General features: G+C 64.0%; 17 protein-coding genes and 2 pseudogenes. 4 read left to right on the top strand and 15 right to left on the bottom strand.

Annotation, left to right across the window (positions count from 1 at the left end; all coding sequences use genetic code 11):
* Nucleotides 1-125: 125 nt before the first annotated feature.
* From JQ587_RS05205 to eno, 6 genes and pseudogenes are all read right to left on the bottom strand, one after another.
* Nucleotides 126-443: an FtsB family cell division protein gene (locus tag JQ587_RS05205; protein WP_027529774.1), complete on the bottom strand. Its 318-nt coding sequence runs from the start codon at nucleotides 441-443 to the stop codon at nucleotides 126-128.
* 202 nt (nucleotides 444-645) lie between these two features.
* A complete protein-coding gene (locus tag JQ587_RS05200; RefSeq protein ID WP_212424588.1) occupies nucleotides 646-1,197 on the bottom strand; it encodes an NADPH-dependent FMN reductase in 552 nt (183 codons plus the stop codon).
* 182 nt (nucleotides 1,198-1,379) lie between these two features.
* Nucleotides 1,380-2,375, bottom strand: a complete 996-nt coding sequence (locus JQ587_RS05195) for an MBL fold metallo-hydrolase (RefSeq protein WP_212300831.1) — start codon at nucleotides 2,373-2,375, stop codon at nucleotides 1,380-1,382.
* Between the two features lie 112 nt (nucleotides 2,376-2,487).
* Nucleotides 2,488-2,775: pseudogene (locus tag JQ587_RS05190) on the bottom strand (helix-turn-helix transcriptional regulator); the annotation flags it as partial.
* 193 nt (nucleotides 2,776-2,968) lie between these two features.
* Nucleotides 2,969-4,108, bottom strand: coding sequence for a zinc-binding dehydrogenase (locus JQ587_RS05185; protein WP_212424587.1), 1,140 nt, complete (start codon nucleotides 4,106-4,108; stop codon nucleotides 2,969-2,971).
* A 33-nt stretch (nucleotides 4,109-4,141) separates the two neighbouring features.
* On the bottom strand, nucleotides 4,142-5,425 hold the full coding sequence (eno, locus tag JQ587_RS05180) for a phosphopyruvate hydratase (protein WP_212300833.1): 1,284 nt from the start codon (nucleotides 5,423-5,425) through the stop codon (nucleotides 4,142-4,144).
* Nucleotides 5,426-5,552: 127 nt separating this feature from the next.
* Here eno and queF point away from each other — a divergent pair, with 127 nt between their 5' ends.
* Nucleotides 5,553-6,029: a preQ(1) synthase gene (queF, locus tag JQ587_RS05175; protein WP_212424586.1), complete on the top strand. Its 477-nt coding sequence runs from the start codon at nucleotides 5,553-5,555 to the stop codon at nucleotides 6,027-6,029.
* Here queF and JQ587_RS05170 read toward each other — a convergent pair.
* The 6 genes and pseudogenes from JQ587_RS05170 to JQ587_RS05145 all read right to left on the bottom strand — a co-directional run.
* Nucleotides 6,026-6,424, bottom strand: coding sequence for a TfoX/Sxy family protein (locus JQ587_RS05170; RefSeq protein WP_212300835.1), 399 nt, complete (start codon nucleotides 6,422-6,424; stop codon nucleotides 6,026-6,028). The genes queF and JQ587_RS05170 overlap by 4 nt on opposite strands.
* 60 nt (nucleotides 6,425-6,484) lie before the next feature.
* Nucleotides 6,485-7,696: an MFS transporter gene (locus JQ587_RS05165; RefSeq protein ID WP_212424585.1), complete on the bottom strand. Its 1,212-nt coding sequence runs from the start codon at nucleotides 7,694-7,696 to the stop codon at nucleotides 6,485-6,487.
* Nucleotides 7,696-8,559: a 3-deoxy-8-phosphooctulonate synthase gene (kdsA, locus tag JQ587_RS05160; RefSeq protein WP_212424584.1), complete on the bottom strand. Its 864-nt coding sequence runs from the start codon at nucleotides 8,557-8,559 to the stop codon at nucleotides 7,696-7,698. Before kdsA ends, JQ587_RS05165 begins: the two co-directional genes overlap by 1 nt.
* A gap of 126 nt (nucleotides 8,560-8,685) precedes the next feature.
* The gene (locus tag JQ587_RS05155; protein WP_212301111.1) at nucleotides 8,686-9,012 is read right to left on the bottom strand and encodes an NIPSNAP family protein; all 327 of its coding nucleotides are present in this window, start codon (nucleotides 9,010-9,012) and stop codon (nucleotides 8,686-8,688) included.
* A 235-nt stretch (nucleotides 9,013-9,247) separates the two neighbouring features.
* The gene (locus tag JQ587_RS05150; protein ID WP_212424744.1) at nucleotides 9,248-9,592 is read right to left on the bottom strand and encodes a nuclear transport factor 2 family protein; all 345 of its coding nucleotides are present in this window, start codon (nucleotides 9,590-9,592) and stop codon (nucleotides 9,248-9,250) included.
* 39 nt (nucleotides 9,593-9,631) lie between these two features.
* Nucleotides 9,632-10,024: pseudogene (locus JQ587_RS05145) on the bottom strand (RidA family protein); the annotation flags it as partial.
* A 147-nt stretch (nucleotides 10,025-10,171) separates the two neighbouring features.
* Between JQ587_RS05145 and JQ587_RS05140 the strand changes: the two are divergent.
* Nucleotides 10,172-10,903 carry an ArsR/SmtB family transcription factor gene (locus JQ587_RS05140; RefSeq protein WP_212424583.1) on the top strand — a complete coding sequence of 244 codons (732 nt, stop codon included), beginning with the start codon at nucleotides 10,172-10,174 and terminating at the stop codon, nucleotides 10,901-10,903.
* A gap of 55 nt (nucleotides 10,904-10,958) precedes the next feature.
* On the opposite strand, the gene pyrG is transcribed toward JQ587_RS05140, so the two are convergent.
* From pyrG to tpiA, 3 genes are all read right to left on the bottom strand, one after another.
* Nucleotides 10,959-12,590, bottom strand: coding sequence for a CTP synthase (gene pyrG, locus JQ587_RS05135; protein ID WP_212300840.1), 1,632 nt, complete (start codon nucleotides 12,588-12,590; stop codon nucleotides 10,959-10,961).
* Between the two features lie 166 nt (nucleotides 12,591-12,756).
* Nucleotides 12,757-13,146 carry a preprotein translocase subunit SecG gene (gene secG / locus JQ587_RS05130; RefSeq protein WP_212300841.1) on the bottom strand — a complete coding sequence of 130 codons (390 nt, stop codon included), beginning with the start codon at nucleotides 13,144-13,146 and terminating at the stop codon, nucleotides 12,757-12,759.
* 159 nt (nucleotides 13,147-13,305) lie between these two features.
* The gene (gene tpiA / locus JQ587_RS05125) at nucleotides 13,306-14,061 is read right to left on the bottom strand and encodes a triose-phosphate isomerase (protein WP_212424582.1); all 756 of its coding nucleotides are present in this window, start codon (nucleotides 14,059-14,061) and stop codon (nucleotides 13,306-13,308) included.
* A 276-nt stretch (nucleotides 14,062-14,337) separates the two neighbouring features.
* On the opposite strand from tpiA, the gene JQ587_RS05120 reads away from it, so the two are divergent.
* Both JQ587_RS05120 and trpD read left to right on the top strand, forming a co-directional pair.
* On the top strand, nucleotides 14,338-16,236 hold the full coding sequence (locus JQ587_RS05120; RefSeq protein WP_212424581.1) for a SurA N-terminal domain-containing protein: 1,899 nt from the start codon (nucleotides 14,338-14,340) through the stop codon (nucleotides 16,234-16,236).
* 14 nt (nucleotides 16,237-16,250) lie between these two features.
* Nucleotides 16,251-17,264: an anthranilate phosphoribosyltransferase gene (gene trpD / locus JQ587_RS05115; RefSeq protein WP_212424580.1), complete on the top strand. Its 1,014-nt coding sequence runs from the start codon at nucleotides 16,251-16,253 to the stop codon at nucleotides 17,262-17,264.
* Nucleotides 17,265-17,266: the final 2 nt, after the last annotated feature.

The following is a 17,266-nucleotide window of genomic DNA, read 5'->3' as shown; positions in this document are numbered from 1 at the left end:
CCTCGCCACGCCGGCGTCAAGGCGGCGGTCCGGTCGGGCTCTACGACTTTCGGAATATTTGGGGTCGCGCTATCGGGATTCGGCATGGCGGCTTTCGCGGCCCGTTTCGAATGCTGCGGAAAGCGCTAGTTCTGCGGGATCATTCGAACGAGATCGTGCGGATTGACATAGTCGAGCTGGAACCGGGCTCGCTCGTCCAGCATGTCAGGATCAATCTTCTCGGTCCGCAGCAGCGAGACGCGCTGCTCGCTCCGGGCGCGCTCGCGCTTGAGCTGGGCAAGCTCGCTGGTCAGCGCAATGATCTCCTGGTCGAGCTCTTGGCGGGCGTTGAGGCCATACTTGCCGGTATAGGCGTTGACGCCGAAATAGCCGACGATGGCGGCCGCCATCGCGTAGAGAGCAAGACCGGTCAGGATCGATTTGAGGCGGGCGCGGGAGACCATTTTGGCAAGATGGGCCAGCTTGGTTAAGGGAGTGCTAATTGCGCTCCTATCCGCACCGCCAATCACGATCGTCATGCCCGGCCTTGTGCCGGGGCATCCACGTTCTTCGTCGCAGCGGGCCAAGATGTGGATGGCCGGGACATCTACGCGAAGACGCACTTCGCGCTTTTGCCCGGCCATGACGGAGACTTGGGTATTGGCCTCAGCCGTGATGCTTGGCCACGTGCGCGGCGAAGGCGTCGATATAGGCCTGGAGCACGCCCTTGAGCGAATCCTTGGTCAGATTGCCCTCGGCATCGAAGGCGTCGCCGACCGCGTTCAGGTAAGTCTCGGGCTGCTGCATGATCGGGCCGCTGATGCCGGGCAGGATGTTCTGCAGGGTCTTGGCAGCGCTGACGCCGCCGAGCGGGCCCGGCGAGTTGGAGATGATGCCGACCGGCTTGCCGTTGAACGAGCTCTTGCCATAAGGCCGCGAGGCGACATCGATGGCGTTCTTCAGCACGCCCGGAATGGCGCGATTGTATTCCGGCGTCACGAAGATGACGCCGTCGGACTTCTGCAGCTTGTCGCGGAAGGCCAGCCAGTCGGCGGGCGGCGCGCCCTCGAGATCCTGGTTAAAGAACGAAATGCCCGCCGGCGTGGTGACGTCAAGCTTGACGGATGCCGGCGCGAGTTTTGCGAGCGCGTTGGCGATCTTCAGCGAAAAGCTGTCCTTGCGCAGGCTGCCGGCGATCACGACGATATTGTAGGCCATGGTTTGTCCTTGAAACCTTGAGGGGAAGTGCCGGGCGGCACTTAAGCGATCCGGATCGATGGATGCAAGTGCATGAACCGGTCTGGTTTGGAAACGCTGAGTTTCGTGAAAGCAGATGGTCGCCCAAAACGATCAGGCCGCCAATCGGCGGCCTGATCCTTCGTGCAAACCTGCAAACCAGTTCAGATCGTCGGATTCCAGGCCGACGGGATCAGGCGATACTTGGCGCCGTCCTTCTCGACGTGGCCGACCGAGGGGAACGTGAAGTGGAAGCCGATTACGGTCGCCTTCTCGGCCGCCGCCATGTCGTAGAACTTGTGACGCGTCTGCTGCGCCAGCGCGCCGTCGGTGTCGAAGGCCACGTGCCAATCCGGATTGCGTAGGAACAGCTCCGGAATGTTGGTGACGTCGGACTGGATCAGGATCTTCTTGTCGCCCGAGGCAACCGCGAACGAGGTGTGACCGGGCGTGTGGCCGGGCGTCGCGATCGAGGTGATGCCGGGCGCGACCTCCTTGCCCCATTCATACTTGGTCACCTTGGACTCGATGCCGGCGAAGGTCTTCTTCACGTTGGCGAAGTAGTTCTTCATCATGTCGCTGGAGGCCTTGCCCGCGTTCTCCTCACTGGCCCAGAACTCCCAGTCCTTCACCGGGACCATGATCTCGGCATTCGGGAAAGCCAGCGCGCCGTCGGCCAGACGAATGCCGTTGGTGTGGTCCGGATGCAGATGTGACAGCAGCACGATGTCGATGCTCTTCGGGTCGACACCGGCGGCCTGGAGGTTCTGCAGGGTGCGGCCGACCGCGCCCTTGCTGGGCTCCAGATTGGCGACGCCGTTGCCAGTATCGATCAGCACGAGCTTGGAGCCGGTGTTGATCAGCTGCGGATTGAACGGGACCGTCACCATGCCCTTGGGCATGTAGGCTGCGTCGGCGGCGGCGAGCGCCTCCTCCTTCGGAATGTTGACGACGAACTTGTCCGGCATCGGGAAGCTGCGCGCACCGTCGTTGATCGAGGTGCACTCGAAGCTGCCGACCTTGTATCGATAGAAGCCCGGCGCCTGCGCTCCCGTTTGTGGCACTGCGGCATTGGCTGCGGTCGGTCGCAATCCGGTGACGGCGGCAGCGCCGACTGCAGCAGCGCCTGCGAGCAAATGTCGGCGATTGAGATCGGTCATGAAGATGTCCCCTTCTGAGCGCTTTGCGGTTTTCCCGCCTGCGACGGCGGCGGAATAATCTCCCGCTTCGCTCAGAAGGCAAGACCTTCTTTCGGGGACGTGCCGCCGCACGTCACGAAAATTTTCTTGAAGCGATGGGGAATTTTTCGCCGATGGCATGTCTGCGCCAGTATCGCTTCGGCGCGAGGCCGTAGACGCGTTTGAAGGCATGCCCGAAAGCGCTCTCCGAAGAGTACCCGACTTGCGCCGCGGTCGCAGAAACGGTCGCTCCACGACGCAGCCGGTCGCATGCAAGCCGCATGCGCCATCGAAGCAGGTAGTCGAGCGGCGCCATCCCCACGAGCGACTTGAACCGCTTCGAAAATGCGGATCGCGACATAGCGGCGGCGTCGGCCAACTGCCGTCCTCCATGACGGATCCGCGTTACCGGAGCAAGGGCAAGCAAGCATGAAGTCGATGGCCATTCCGGCAAGCGCCATCGCGGAAGCGATGGCCTTCGCGATAGCGCAGCCGGATCATGTGGATGTCGGCGAGATCGTTATCCGTCCCACCGCTAAGGCCTGAATTCGATCAGGCCCGGACACCGTCGCACGTCACGACGACTTACTCGGGTTGATGAGGAATTTTTCGCCGGTGGCGCGTTTGGCATACACCGCGATGTTGGCGGGATCGAGCGTCTCCTGCAGCGACACCACCTTGGTGTAATGGCTGGCAAAGGTGGTCTTCAATTCGCTCACGACGCGCTGACGCAGCCGCCCGATATCGGCAGGTCCGATCTTCTGCAGGAACGGCGTGAGCAGCCAACCACCGACGCCCCAGGCCATGCCAAAGCCGCGCGGCAGCTCGATCGGACGGATGTCGAGCGCGCCATAGACATAGACCTGCTTGTGCACGCTGGAGCCGTAGCGGCTGTATTCCTTCGCGGTCTTGTTGATCGCGATTTCCATGCAGTTGAGGATGTCGCCGGCGAGCTTGCCGCCGCCGATGGCATCGAAGGCGATGGTGGCGCCGGTCTCGACCAGCGCGGCCGTGAGATCGTCGAGGAAGCTCGGCGCACTGGAATCGACGACGTACTTGGCGCCGATCTTCTTCAGGATCTCCGCCTGCTCCTTGCTGCGCACGATGTTGACCAGCGCGATGCCGTCCTTGATGCAGATCTTGTTCAGCATCTGGCCGAGATTGGAGGCGGCTGCGGTGTGCACCAGCGCCTTGTGGCCTTCGCGCCGCATCGTCTCGGTCATGCCGAGCGCGGTGAGCGGGTTGACGAACCAGGATGCGCCCTCCGCCGCCGTCGTGCCTTCGGGCAGCGGCTGGCAGTCCCTGGCCTTCAGGGTCCGGTACTGCGCGTACATGGCACCGCCGATCATCGCGACCGTCTTGCCCATCAGCGCCTTCGCAGCATCGGACGAGCCGGTCTTGATGACGACGCCGGCGCCCTCATTGCCGACCGGCAGGGACTGGTCGAGCCGCGCGCCCATCGCCCGCATCGCACCGTCAGGCACCTTCGCGGTGATGACGGGCGCCTCTTTCGTCCCGGACGCCTTGGCCGTGCCCATGTCGGCGGCGCCGACGAGCAGGCCGAGATCGGACGGGTTGATCGGCGCCGCCTCGATGCGGACGACGACCTCGTCGTCCGCGGGCTCGGGGGTCGGCACGTCCAACAGCGAGATCTCGAGCTCTCCGCTCTTCTTGATCAGCGAACGCAGTTGCAGTCCGGTCTTGCCGTCGCTCATGTCGATCCTCCCCTGTGTTGTTGAAACGCTGGCTTATGCCAGCGCCTTCAGTGCCGCCTTGCCGCCGTAGAGCGCCTGCTTGCCGAGCTGCTGCTCGATGCGGAGGAGCTGGTTGTATTTGGCTGTGCGATCGGATCGTGCAAGGGAGCCGGTCTTGATCTGACCGCAGTTCGTGGCGACCGCCAGGTCGGCGATGGTGGAATCCTCAGTCTCGCCGGAACGGTGCGACATCACCGAGGTGTAGCCGGCCTTGTGCGCCATCTCGACGGCGGCGAGCGTCTCGGTCAGCGTGCCGATCTGGTTGACCTTGATCAGGATCGAGTTGGCCCGGCCGGCCTTGATGCCCTCGCCAAGACGCTTGACGTTGGTGACGAAGAGATCGTCGCCGACAAGCTGACACTTCCTGCCGACGAGGTCGGTGAGCTCCTTCCAGCCGTCCATGTCGTCTTCCGACATGCCGTCCTCGATCGTGACGATCGGATAGCGGCCGACGAGGTCGGCGAGGTACTTGGCCTGCTCGGAGATCGAACGGGTCTTGCCCTCGCCTTCATAGACGTACTTGCCGTCCTTGAAGAACTCGGTCGAGGCGCAGTCGAGGCCGAGCACGATGTCGTTGCCAGCCTTGAAGCCGGCCTTGCCGATCGCATTCATGACGAACTCGAGCGCAGCGTCCGCCGACGGCAGATTCGGCGCGAATCCGCCCTCGTCGCCGACATTGGTGTTATGGCCGGCTTTCTTCAGCTCCGACTTCAGCGTGTGGAACACTTCCGCGCCGTAGCGCAGGCCCTCGGCGAAGGAGGACGCGCCCACAGGGAGGATCATGAACTCCTGGAAGTCGATCGGATTGTCGGCATGCACGCCGCCATTGATGATGTTCATCATCGGCACCGGCAGCAGCCGCGCCGAGGTGCCTCCGACGTAACGATAGAGCGGCATGTCGAGCGAGTTCGCGGCCGCCTTGGCGCAGGCGAGCGACACGCCGAGAATGGCGTTGGCGCCCAGCCGGCTCTTGTTCGGGGTGCCGTCGAGCTCGATCATGATCTGGTCGATCTGGGCCTGCTGCTCGACGTCGAGCCCGCTCAGGGCCTCAAAGATCTCACCGTTGACGGCACCGACCGCCTTGGTGACGCCCTTACCGAGATAGCGGGCCTTGTCGCCGTCGCGCAGTTCGACCGCCTCATGGGCGCCGGTCGAAGCGCCTGACGGCACCGCAGCGCGGCCGAGCGCGCCATCTTCCAGCACGACGTCGACCTCGACAGTGGGATTGCCGCGGCTATCGAGGATTTCGCGTCCAATGATGTCAATGATGGCGGTCATGAGAGCCTCTTTTCGGGGAACCAAGGGGGCAGTTCGCGGGTGCTTCTACCGCAATGCATCGAACCGGAAAAGGCCGGGTGACGGCTGCGCCTTGATTAGCTAAGAGGGCCGCATCGGAGGCGGCCTCATGTCGAAAAAACCCAGCAAATCGAACAACTCACCTGCATTGCAGCTCGGCCGTGCCGTGGAATGGCCTGATACCCCCGAGAAGGCCAAGCTCGACCGCGTGCCGAATCCGCAAGCCGGCACCGATTATCTGATCCGCTTCACCGTGCCGGAATTCACCTCGCTCTGCCCGGTCACGGGACAGCCCGATTTCGCCCATCTGATGATCGACTACGCACCGGGCCCGTGGCTGCTGGAGTCGAAATCGCTGAAACTCTACATCGCCAGCTTCCGCAACCATGGCGCCTTCCACGAGGATTGCACCGTGATGATCGGCAAGCGCATCGCCGCCGAGATCAAGCCGAAATGGCTGCGCATCGGCGGATACTGGTACCCGCGCGGCGGCATTCCCATCGACGTGTTCTGGCAGACCGGACGCGTGCCGAAGGGCCTCTGGGTGCCCGAGCAAGGCGTCGCGCCGTATCGCGGCCGGGGCTAGCAGCTGACCGGCCGCATCTTTCGGGGCTTTGACGTCCGTTTCGGCGTCGTGCGCTGCCGTTTGACCGCGACCCGACGTGCGGCTTCGATAGCGGACCTCGCCCACAGCACCAGCTCGTCAGGGTCGTCGAACAGCCGCTCCGGTGCGCGCCAGAACGATAGATCGATCGTGCCGCCCTTCTTCTCATAGTTCAGCGGCGGAAACGCTTCGGCTTCCTTCAGAACGGCGCGGTTGCCATCGTCGACCCGGAAGTAAAGCGTATCATCCCTCACCATCCCAAGCATGACGCCGTCGCAGAACACGCCCGTCTTGCCGAACATGCGCCGCACAGTGATGCGGCCGAGCGGCGCAAGTTGCTCGCGCAGGAATTCGACAAAGCTACTGCTGGCAACCACGCTCGCCACATCGTCCTACAAGTCGTTGGCAGCAAAGGTAGTACCGCGACCGCGCCGCAATCAAGCGCGCACGTCGGACGGCGCACGCGGCTTGAGCAGCCGGGCGCAGACCAGACCCAGCACCGCCATGATGGCCGCGCTCGCAAGCAGGGTCGGCGCCTTGCCGCCATGCTGGAGGCCAAGGCCATAGGCCAGTGGTCCGACGGTCTGCCCCATGAAGAAAAAGAACGAATGCAGCGACATCGCGGTCGCCCGCGCCCCGATCGACAGCTCGCTGGCGAACACCTGCAGGCAGCCATGGATCATGTATAAGCCCCAGCCCATCGCCAGCATGCTGGCGAATTGCAGCTTCCAGCCGGGACCAAAGGCGAGCGCGCCGAGTTGCAACGCAACGAGGCAGCCGCCGGCGATCATCATGCCCTTGACGCCAAGCCGCGGCAGCATGCGTGACACCGTGAAGGTGTAGAGCAGCCCGCCGACGGCAAACCCCGCGATGACGATGCCTGCGATCGACAATGATTTTTCACCGAGATCGAACAGAAACGCGGCGATGAAGGGAAACAGGCCGAAGACGCAGCAGCCCTCGACGAAGACGGCCGAATAGCAGTAGCGCGTGTTGGGATTGGCGAAGATGGTGCGGTAGCCCTGCCGCAGAGTCTTCAGATCGGTCTTCGGGGGCGGCGTCAGCGCGGCGCCGCGAAAACCCGCGGCGACCGCGACGGCTGCGATCAGGCCAAGCGCACCGAGGATCACGAGCACCCCACGCCAGCCGATGAAATCACCGATGATGCCCGAGGCGGATGCACCGAGCAGGTTGCCGGTCATGGAACCCGCCATCGTGCGCCCGATCGCGACCTGTCGCTTGGCGGGTGCAACGAGGTCGGCGGTCAGGCCGAGCGCAACGGGAAACACGCCACCGGAGGCGATACCGGCCAGGATGCGGGTCGCAAACAAGGCTGAGAACGTGCTCGTCAGCGCGCCGAGAATGCAGGCAACACCAAGGAGCGCCAGGCACAGCGTCATCAATCGCGCTTTGCCGAACAGATCGGCTGCCGCCCCGATCGCCGGCTGGACCAGCGCATAGATCAGCGCAAAGCCGGCCGCGATGCTTGCAGCCGTGGTGATGCTGATCGAAAAATCCTCCGCGACATGTGGCAGCACGGGATCGAGCGCCCGCGTCGACAAGGCCGCCGAGAAGCCGGCGAGCGCGATGATATTGATCGCCGGCGGAAACTTCTGGTCTTGGGGCGGCCTGGTCACAGGCTGGTGCATCAGCGCGGTGGACTCTGCGACGTACTCTTTGCAACTGCGTCGAACGCCAACAGCGTGTGGATCAGCCCTTCGAACTGGCGCAACGGCACCATGTTCGGCCCGTCCGACGGCGCGCGATCCGGATCGGGATGGGTCTCGATGAAGAGCCCGGCGACGCCGACGGCGACGGCCGCGCGGGCCAGCACTGGCACGAATTCACGCTCGCCACCGGAGGAGGCCCCCTTCCCGCCCGGCTGCTGCACCGAATGGGTGGCATCGAAGATCACGGGCGCCCCCGTGGTGCGCGCCATGATCGGCAGCGCGCGCATGTCCGAGACCAGCGTGTTGTAGCCAAAGGAGACGCCGCGCTCGGTGACAAGCACGTTGGGATTGTTGGCGCTGGTGATCTTGCTCACGACATTCGCCATGTCCCAGGGCGCGAGAAACTGGCCCTTCTTGACGTTGACCACCTTGCCGGTCGCGGCCGCGGCCAGCAGCAGATCGGTCTGCCGGCACAGGAAGGCCGGGATCTGCAGGACGTCGACGGCTTGTGCCACCTCGGCGCATTGCGCGGCATCGTGCACGTCGGTCAGCACGGGTAGACCGAGCGAGGACCGGATCTCGGCGAAGATCGGCAGCGACTGCGAAAGCCCGAGACCGCGCGCCGCCGACGCGCTGGTGCGGTTGGCCTTGTCGAACGAGGTCTTGTAGACGAGGCCGATCTTCAGACGCGCGGCGATCTCCTTCAGCGCGGAGGCCACCTCCAGCGCATGCGCGCGGCTTTCAAGCTGACACGGCCCGGCAATGATCGAGATCGGCAGATCATTGCCGAATTTGACCGTGCCAACGGTGACGACCGGCGCCGCGGAATTCGAAAAGCTCAAGGCAAAATCCCTCGTTTCGCCGCGACCATAGCGGTGATGAGGGGCCGATCAACCCCATTCGGCCCGGGCTGTCAGAATATCAGGGTTGCGCCAGAGGTGCCCGCCGCAATCCATGCCGGAACGTTGCTACTTGACCGCCGAGAAAGCGGTCGGTGCCAGGATCTGATTGACGATACTGGCAACGATCTGGCCGTCCGCCTCGGTCTTCGCGCGCGCCTCGAGCCATTCCGGATCGGTCGCGAACGCGCCCCACTTCTTCTCGCGCTCGGCGAGCGAGTCCCAGGCCAGGAAATAGGTCAGTTCCTGGTTGGATTCGCCAATCAGGGTGGTGAAGAACCCGGCCTGCTTGATGCCATGCTTCTCCCAGATTTTCAGCGTGATCGTGTCAAAGCGCTTCAGTAGCGCCGGCAGGCGGCCGGGCACACAGCGATAGACGCGCATCTCGTAGATCATGGTTGTTTTTCTCCCTGAACTGGCCCGGCGGTTATAGCGATCGGCCATGACGCTGTCTTGAGCCCCGCTCGACCGCCCGCGCGGCGTTTCGCGCATAGCTGGATCTCTGGAACATGCCCACAGCTCCCCGCCCTGAGACAAAGCGACGGAGCCGCTCCCGACCTGGCAATTGGCGGGACGGCGCTCAAATCATGCTCAAGCTTGAGCTCGGTCTGCCGCCAAATTCTGTCTGTCCTCATCCCCGCGTGACATGAGCGGCGACGCAAACCCAGACGCCGGCACGGCGCGCCCAACTGTCGGTGTATCGTCCGAAACCGGCCGAACCGTCGGCCCTGACATAGGTTGTCCGTGCATGGATGATCGCCATATCGCCCATGATCCGGATCCGCTCGTCCTCGTATCCCAAGTTCGATATGGTTACGGGCCTCGCGATCTGTCCAAGAAAGCCTGCACGATCGACCACTGATCCGTCGGGGTTGCTGTTGAGGAAATCGTCGCTCAGATGTTCGCGAAACCAATCAACATCCTTCATGGCGACCGAGCGCATGTAGCCCGCGTTCAGGTGCTTCAATGCGTTCATATCCCTTGCCGAAGCCGACCGATCTTCCAGATCGGCTTTGATCGCAACACAATCGACTTCCACGTCGAATTCACCCGGCCAGGACGGCACCGTTAGAAAGATGCGCGCGGGTGGCGAGACGGGAAAATAGCGTTGGTAGACGTCATTGAACGCAGTGAAATTCGAACTGTCGGGGGTGCAGTAGACATTGCATTTCACGACCTGGTGCAACGACGAGCCGGCAACCTCCAGGCACAGCTTCATTTGCTCGAGAACGATCTCGGCTTGCTGCACGAACGGCAATCGCCTGACCTCACCGGTGACCGGATCAAATGGCGGGAGGCCCGAGACATAAACCGTCTCGCCGGCGACAATGACAGGGCAGATCGGTCCCTTCCGCCGTTGCTCCAAATACGTGGAAATGGGCTCAACTCTGATGGGTTCGCGCTTCACGGCCGCCTCCAGAACACGATCGATCGAGTGGACTAAGCAACTTCAACTCTGTCGCATCCGACGAGCCAAATGTCTCCGGTCGTAAGTTCGGTACGTGCCGAACTCACGTCGCTTGTTGATCCGACGCGGACGATGGTAGAGGACACTATGGTTGCAGCGGCGAATTTGGTCGAGGTTGCAGCGCTCGTCGGTGATACGGCGCGCGCCACCATGTTGTCGGCCCTCATGGGCGGACAATCCCTCACCGGAAGCGAGTTGGCGTTCCTTGCACGAATTTCGCGACCGACAGCCAGTGAGCACCTGTCCAAAATGGTCGAGGCGCGGCTCATCTCGGTGACGAGGAAGCGCAGCTATCGGTATTACCGCATTGCCTCACCGCTGGTTGCGAGCATGCTTGAGAGCATCAAGCTGGTGGCTGCTCTCGAGGTCCCTCAGCGATATCAACCTCGATCCGCGCGTGACGCAGCGCTGCGGTTCGGACGCACTTGCTACGATCATTTGGCGGGTCGACTGGGCGTTGCGATTGCAGACTCCCTGATCGCCAGCGGTTGCATCGTCCTCGACGAAGATGGCGGCGATGTCACCGATGCCGGCGTCAGGATGTTGACGGAGTTTGGCGTCGATCTGAGCCAGAAGCGCAAAAGCAAGCGCATCTTCTGCAAGCCATGCCTCGACTGGAGCGAACGCCGACATCACATCGCCGGTCACGTCGGCGCAGAGATCCAACGACGCTGCATGGAGCTGAATTGGCTCATCCGAGTGGATGATACACGAGCTGTGCAATTGACGAGTGCTGGCCAGGCCGGTCTTCGCGAGAACTTTGGCCTTGATCATTTGGGTCTTCGAGACGACCCGCCGGACCTCAAGGTTGGAGCGTAGGCGCGCTGCTTTCTGTGCAAGCGCGCCTCCTCGCCGTGAGGGGTCACTTGCGATGCTACACCAGCCGGCTCTGCTTCGCCGCCGCCGCAATGAACGAGGCGAACAGCGGGTGCGGCTCGAACGGCCGCGACTTCAGCTCGGGGTGGAACTGGACACCGATGAACCAGGGGTGATCCTCGTACTCGACGATCTCCGGCAGCACGCCGTCGGGCGAGAGGCCGGAGAACTTCAGGCCGTGCTGCTCGAGCCGATCCTTGTAGGCGGTGTTGACCTCGTAGCGATGGCGGTGGCGCTCGGAAATCTCGGTCGCGCCGCCATAGACCTCTGAGACGCGGCTGCCGCGGTTCAGCGCGGCGGGGTACGCGCCGAGGCGCATCGTACCGCCGAGGTCGCCGGCCTGCGAGCGCTTCTCGAGCTCGTTGCCGCGCAGCCATTCCGTCATCAGGCCGACCAAGGGCTCCTTGGTCGGGCCGAACTCGGTGGAGTTGGCGTCCTCGATGCCGACGAGATTTCGGGCCGCCTCGATTACCGCCATCTGCATGCCGAAGCAGATGCCGAAATACGGCACGTCGCGCTCGCGCGCGAACTGCGCCGCGCGGATCTTGCCTTCCGCACCGCGCTGGCCGAAACCACCGGGCACCAGGATGCCGTTGACGTGCTCGAGGAACGGCGCCGGATCTTCCTTCTCGAAGATCTCGCTCTCGATCCAGTCGAGATTGACCTTCACCTTGTTGGCGATTCCGCCATGCGAGAGCGCCTCGATCAGCGACTTATACGCATCCTTCATGCCGGTGTACTTGCCGACGATGGCGATGGTGACGTTGCCTTCGGGATTGCGGACGCGCTCGTTGATCTTCTGCCAGCTCTGCAGCGCCGGCGGAATCCGCGAGCCGATGCCGAACGCAGCAAGCACTTCGTCGTCGAGACCGGCGTCGTGGTAGGCCTCGGGCACCGCATAGATGTTGTCGACGTCGCGCGCCTCGATCACGGCGCTTTCGCGCACGTTGCAGAACAGACCGAGCTTGCGCCGCTCCTCCTTCGGGATCTCGCGATCGGTACGGCACAGCAGGATGTCCGGCTGGATGCCGATCGAGCGCAGCTCCTTCACCGAGTGCTGCGTCGGCTTGGTCTTGAGCTCACCGGCGCTCGGGATGTAGGGCAGCAGCGTCAGATGGATGTAGACGGCGTGGTCGCGCGGCAGCTCGTTCTTGAGCTGGCGGATCGCCTCGAAGAACGGCAGGCCCTCGATGTCACCAACGGTGCCGCCGATCTCGACCAGCACGAAGTCGTAATCGTCGTTGCCGGAGAGGACGAACTCCTTGATCGCGTTGGTGACGTGCGGCACCACCTGGATGGTCGCGCCGAGATAATCGCCGCGGCGTTCCTTCGAGATGATGTCCTGGTAGATGCGCCCCGTCGTGATGTTGTCCTGCTTGGTCGCAGGCCGCCCGGTGAAGCGCTCGTAGTGACCGAGATCGAGATCGGTCTCCGCGCCGTCATCGGTCACGAACACTTCGCCGTGCTGATACGGCGACATCGTTCCGGGATCGAGATTGAGATAGGGATCGAGCTTGCGGAGGCGGACCTTGTAGCCCCGGGCCTGCAGCAGGGCACCGAGTGCCGCTGAAGCCAGACCCTTGCCGAGCGAAGAAACCACGCCGCCGGTGATGAATATGTACCGCGCCATGGGACCTAACCTCTAATCCCTCGAATCCGATTCGCCAAAGCGATTCGCATTCCGCCCCAAAGAATCTGCGGGCCTGTGGGTGAGCCAAAACGAAGAGTGGTGACAGAGCCTTGATGGGGATTATTGATGCAGGACGCTAGCCGCCGTCCTGCATGGCCCCCCTGCTTTATTGCGAGCGAGGCACCTGCGGGCCGCTCGGCGCTGCCGGGGCCTGCTGCTGCTCGTCCGCCTTCTTCAGCGTATCCAGAATGCCGCCCGAGGTCGGCGCCGAGATCGGCGCGCCGCCGGCCGGCTGGGTCTGCGACGCCGGCTGGCCGATAATCGAGGACGGCGCGCGGTTGTAGCCGGCGTACCAGGACAGGAACAGGCTGGTCAGGAAGAAGCCGGCAGCGAGGATCGCGGTGGTGCGCGACAGAAGATTCGCGGTACCGCGGCTCGACATGAAGCCCGCGCCGCCGCCCATGCCGAGGCCGCCGCCTTCCGACTTCTGGAGCAGGACGGCACCGATCATGACGGCAACGATCATAAGGTGGATGACGATGACAACAGTCTGCATAGTATCCTTCCGTCACAAGCGGGCGGCGCCTGACGGCGGCCGATCGCGCTTCGCGGGTTTTCCTGAAGTTGCGCGGTGTTACACGATCGGAAGGGGCATTGCCACCCCCGATCGGCCACGGTCCGCGCTTTACGCCCAGCTGGGGGCAGCGCGCTTTAGCTAAGGGCAGCCCTTGGCAATGGCAAGGAAATCGGCCGCCTTCAGGCTGGCGCCGCCGACCAGAGCGCCGTTGACGTTCTTCACCGCCATCAGCTCAGCCGCATTCGAGGGCTTGACCGAACCGCCGTAGAGGATCCGCATCTTGGCCCCCTCCGGCTTGAACCGGGAGGTCAGAAGTTCCCGGATAAAGCCATGAATCTGCTCCACATCCTTGGCCGTGGGCGTCAGTCCCGTGCCGATCGCCCAGACCGGCTCATAGGCCACGACCAGATTGGCGGCCGTGGAACCGTCCGGCAGCGAGCCGTTGAGCTGGCCACGGAGGACCTCCAGGGTCTGGCCGGCATCGCGCTGGGCTTGCGTCTCACCGATACAGACGATCGCGACCACCCCGGCCCGCCAGGCCGCTTCCGCCTTCTGCCGGATCAGGGCATCGCCCTCACCGTGGTCGGCACGGCGCTCGGAATGGCCGACGATGATAGCGGTCGCCCCCGCGTCAACCAGCATTTCGGCCGCGATATCGCCGGTATGGGCGCCAGAGGCCTTGGGATGGCAATCCTGGGCCCCCACGGCGACCTTCTTGCCGCGCCCATTCTCCGCAAAAGCCGCAATCAAGGTCGCGGGCGGACAGACCAGCAGATCGGCCTTGCCGGCGACGTCTGCCGCGCCATCGAGCATGGCGTCGAATTCGGCGGCCGCGGCCTTCATACCGTTCATTTTCCAGTTGCCGGCGATCAGCGGTCGGATGGCATCGGTCATGTCAATTTTCCAGCAGAATGAGGTTTGTGCATGCGCTAGCAGAGGTCCTGCTGCAGTTCCAGATTCTTGTTTTGACGCGTTTTCCCGACGCGAACCCGGGGGCCACTTCCTTAGAAAGCGCCTTGGGGCCTTTAACCGCAGTCTCAGGCGGCCTGGCCTGAGGTTGCGGGGGGAAAGCCGCCACTTTATGATGGCATATCAATTTGGTGACGCGCTTTTGCGGAATCTGCATTAAGACGCGCTCCCGTTCCCCTCCTGCCAAACAAGTTGGACCAAATGCTTCGAGGAATGCGCAAGGCCTCATCAAACTGGGTCGGCAAGACCATCATGGCCGTCGTGATGGGCGTGTTGATCATCAGCTTCGGCATTTGGGGCATCGCCGACATTTTCCGGGGCTTCGGGCAGTCCACGGTCGCCAAGGTCGGCCACACCGAGATCTCGCTGAACGAGTTCCGCCAGATCTACACCGACCGCCTCCAGCAGATCGGCCGCCAGTTCGGCCGGCCGCTGACGCCCGAACAGGCACGCGCGTTCGGCGTCGACCGCCAGGTGCTCCAGCAGACGATTGCTGAAGCCGCCCTGGATGAAAACACGCGCCGGCTCGGGCTCGGCCAGTCCGACGACCAGATCCGGCAACTCATCATGAACGACCCGAACTTCAAGGGCGTCGACGGCAAGTTCGATGCGAACCGCTTCCAGGCCGTGATCCGCAATTTCGGCTACACCGAGCAGCGTTACGTGGCCGAGCAGCGCAAGGTGGCCTTGCGTCGGCAGATCACCGGCACGATCGGCGCCGGCCTCGAGCCGCCGAAGACCATGCTCGACGTGGCGACGCGCTTCCAGAACGAACAGCGCGCGATCGAGTTCGTCAGGCTCGACACGGCACAGGCGGGCACCATCGACCCGCCCTCGCCCGAGGCGCTCGCCGCCTATTTCGAGGATCACAAGGTCCAGTTCCGCGCGCCCGAATATCGCAAGATCGTCTTCGCCGTGATCTCGCCGGAGGAGATCGCCAAATGGAGCGACGTTTCTGACGACGACGCGAAGAAGCTGTTCGATCAGCGCAAGGACCAGCTCGGCACGCCGGAGAAGCGCCAGATCCATCAGATCGTATTCCCGAACGTCGCCGACGCGCAGGCCGCGCGCGAGCGCCTCGCCGGCGGTCTCTCCTTCGAGGACCTCGGCAAGGAGCGCGGGCTGAGCGCCACCGACGTCGATCTCGGGCTCGTGGCCAAATCCTCGCTCGAACCCGCAGTCGGTGACGCCGCCTTCGCGCTTCCCGCGGGCGAGATCAGCCAGCCGATCCAGGGGCGTCTCGGCGTCTCGATCGTCAAGGTCGACAAGATCGAGCCGGGCGCCGAGGCCGACTACGCCAAATTTGCCGCCGACGTGAAGCGCCAGATCGCGACCGAGCGTGCGCGCACCAAGGTCGGCGAGCTCCGCGACAAGATGGAGGACGAACGCGGCGCAGGCACCAGCGTCGCCGAGGCCGCGCAGAAGCTCGGGCTCACCGCCGTGACCATCGATGCCGTCGACCGCTCCGGCCGCGCGCCGAACGGGCAGACCGTTGCCAACATTCCGCAGGGGCTCGATGTGGTGTCGCAGGCCTTCAACAGCGACGTCGGCGTCGACAACGACCCGATCTCGTTCAAAGGCGGCTATGTCTGGTACGACGTGCTCGCCATCACGCCGTCGCGCGACCGCAATCTCGACGAGGTCCGCGATCAGGTCGAGGCCCGTTGGCGCCAGGACCAGATCGCCGCCAAGCTGAAGACCAAGGCGACCGAAATGGTGCAGAAGCTCGAACAAGGCGGCAAGCTCGCCGACGAAGCCTCGGCCGTCGGCGCCAAGGTCGAGACCGCCAGCGGCTTCAAGCGCGATGATCAGCCGGCTGGCGTGCCCGCAAACATCGTCGCGGCCGCCTTCCGGACCGCCAAGGACGGCGTCGGACAGGCGCCCGTGACCGGCGGCACCGAAGTCATCGTTTACCGCGTCACCGATATCGTCGAACCCGCGGTCGATACCGCCTCCGACGCCGTCAAGAAGCTGAAGGACGGCATCGACCGGGCGCTGACCGACGAGCAGGTCGCCTCCTACGTCACCAAGCTTGAAACCGACATCGGGACCACCATTAATCAGGCCGCCTTCGCGCAAGTGACCGGCGCGAACCAGTGAGTTGAAAGCACGCGATGGACGACCTGAAATCGATCATTGGAAAAGTGGCGACCGGCGCCAGCCTGTCGCGTGACGAGGCGGCCTCCGCCTTCGACGCCGTAATGTCCGGCGAGGCCACGCCCTCGCAGATGGGCGGGCTGTTGATGGCGCTGCGCGTGCGCGGCGAAACGGTGGACGAGATCACCGGCGCCGTCACCGCCATGCGCTCGAAGATGCTCACGGTCGACGCCCCCGCGGACGCCGTCGATATCGTCGGCACCGGCGGCGACGGCTCCGGCTCCGTCAACGTCTCGACCTGCGCCTCGTTCATCGTCGCGGGCACCGGCCTGCCGGTCGCCAAGCACGGCAATCGCGCGCTGTCGTCGCGCTCGGGCGCAGCCGACGTGCTGGCCTCGCTCGGCGTGAAGATCGACCTCCGGCCCGACCAGGTCGGCCGCTGCGTCCGCGAATGCGGCATCGGCTTCATGTTCGCGCCGGCGCATCACCCCGCGATGAAGAACGTCGGCCCGACCCGGGTCGAGCTCGCGACCCGCACGATCTTCAATCTGCTCGGGCCGCTGTCCAATCCGGCCGGCGTGAAGCGGCAGATGGTCGGCGTGTTCTCGCGACAATGGGTGCAACCGCTGGCGCAGGTGTTGATGAATCTCGGCTCCGAATCCGCCTGGGTGGTGCACGGCTCCGATGGCCTCGACGAGATCACCCTCACCGGCCCGACCTTCGTTTCCGCGCTCCACAATGGCGAGATCCGGAATTTCGAAGTGACGCCAGAGGACGCCGGCCTGTCGCGCTGCGAGTCCGGCGCCCTCAAGGGCGGCGATGCCGACGCCAATGCAATTGCGCTGCAAAGCGTGCTCGACGGCAAGCCGAGCCCCTATCGCGACGTCGCGCTGCTGAATGCCGCCGCCGCGCTCATCGTCGCCGGCCGCGCCAAGGACCTCAGGGAAGGCGTCGCGATCGGCGCAAAATCGCTCGACAGCGGCGCGGCGAGCGCCCGGCTTAAGCATCTGATCGCGGTCTCGAACAGCTGAGC

Origin of the sequence: Bradyrhizobium manausense (assembly GCF_018130615.1) — a bacterium.
Taxonomy (GTDB): Bacteria; Pseudomonadota; Alphaproteobacteria; order Rhizobiales; family Xanthobacteraceae; genus Bradyrhizobium; species Bradyrhizobium manausense_A.
Note: the sequence above shows the minus strand (reverse complement) of the source record. Positions and strands in the feature narration are given on the sequence as shown.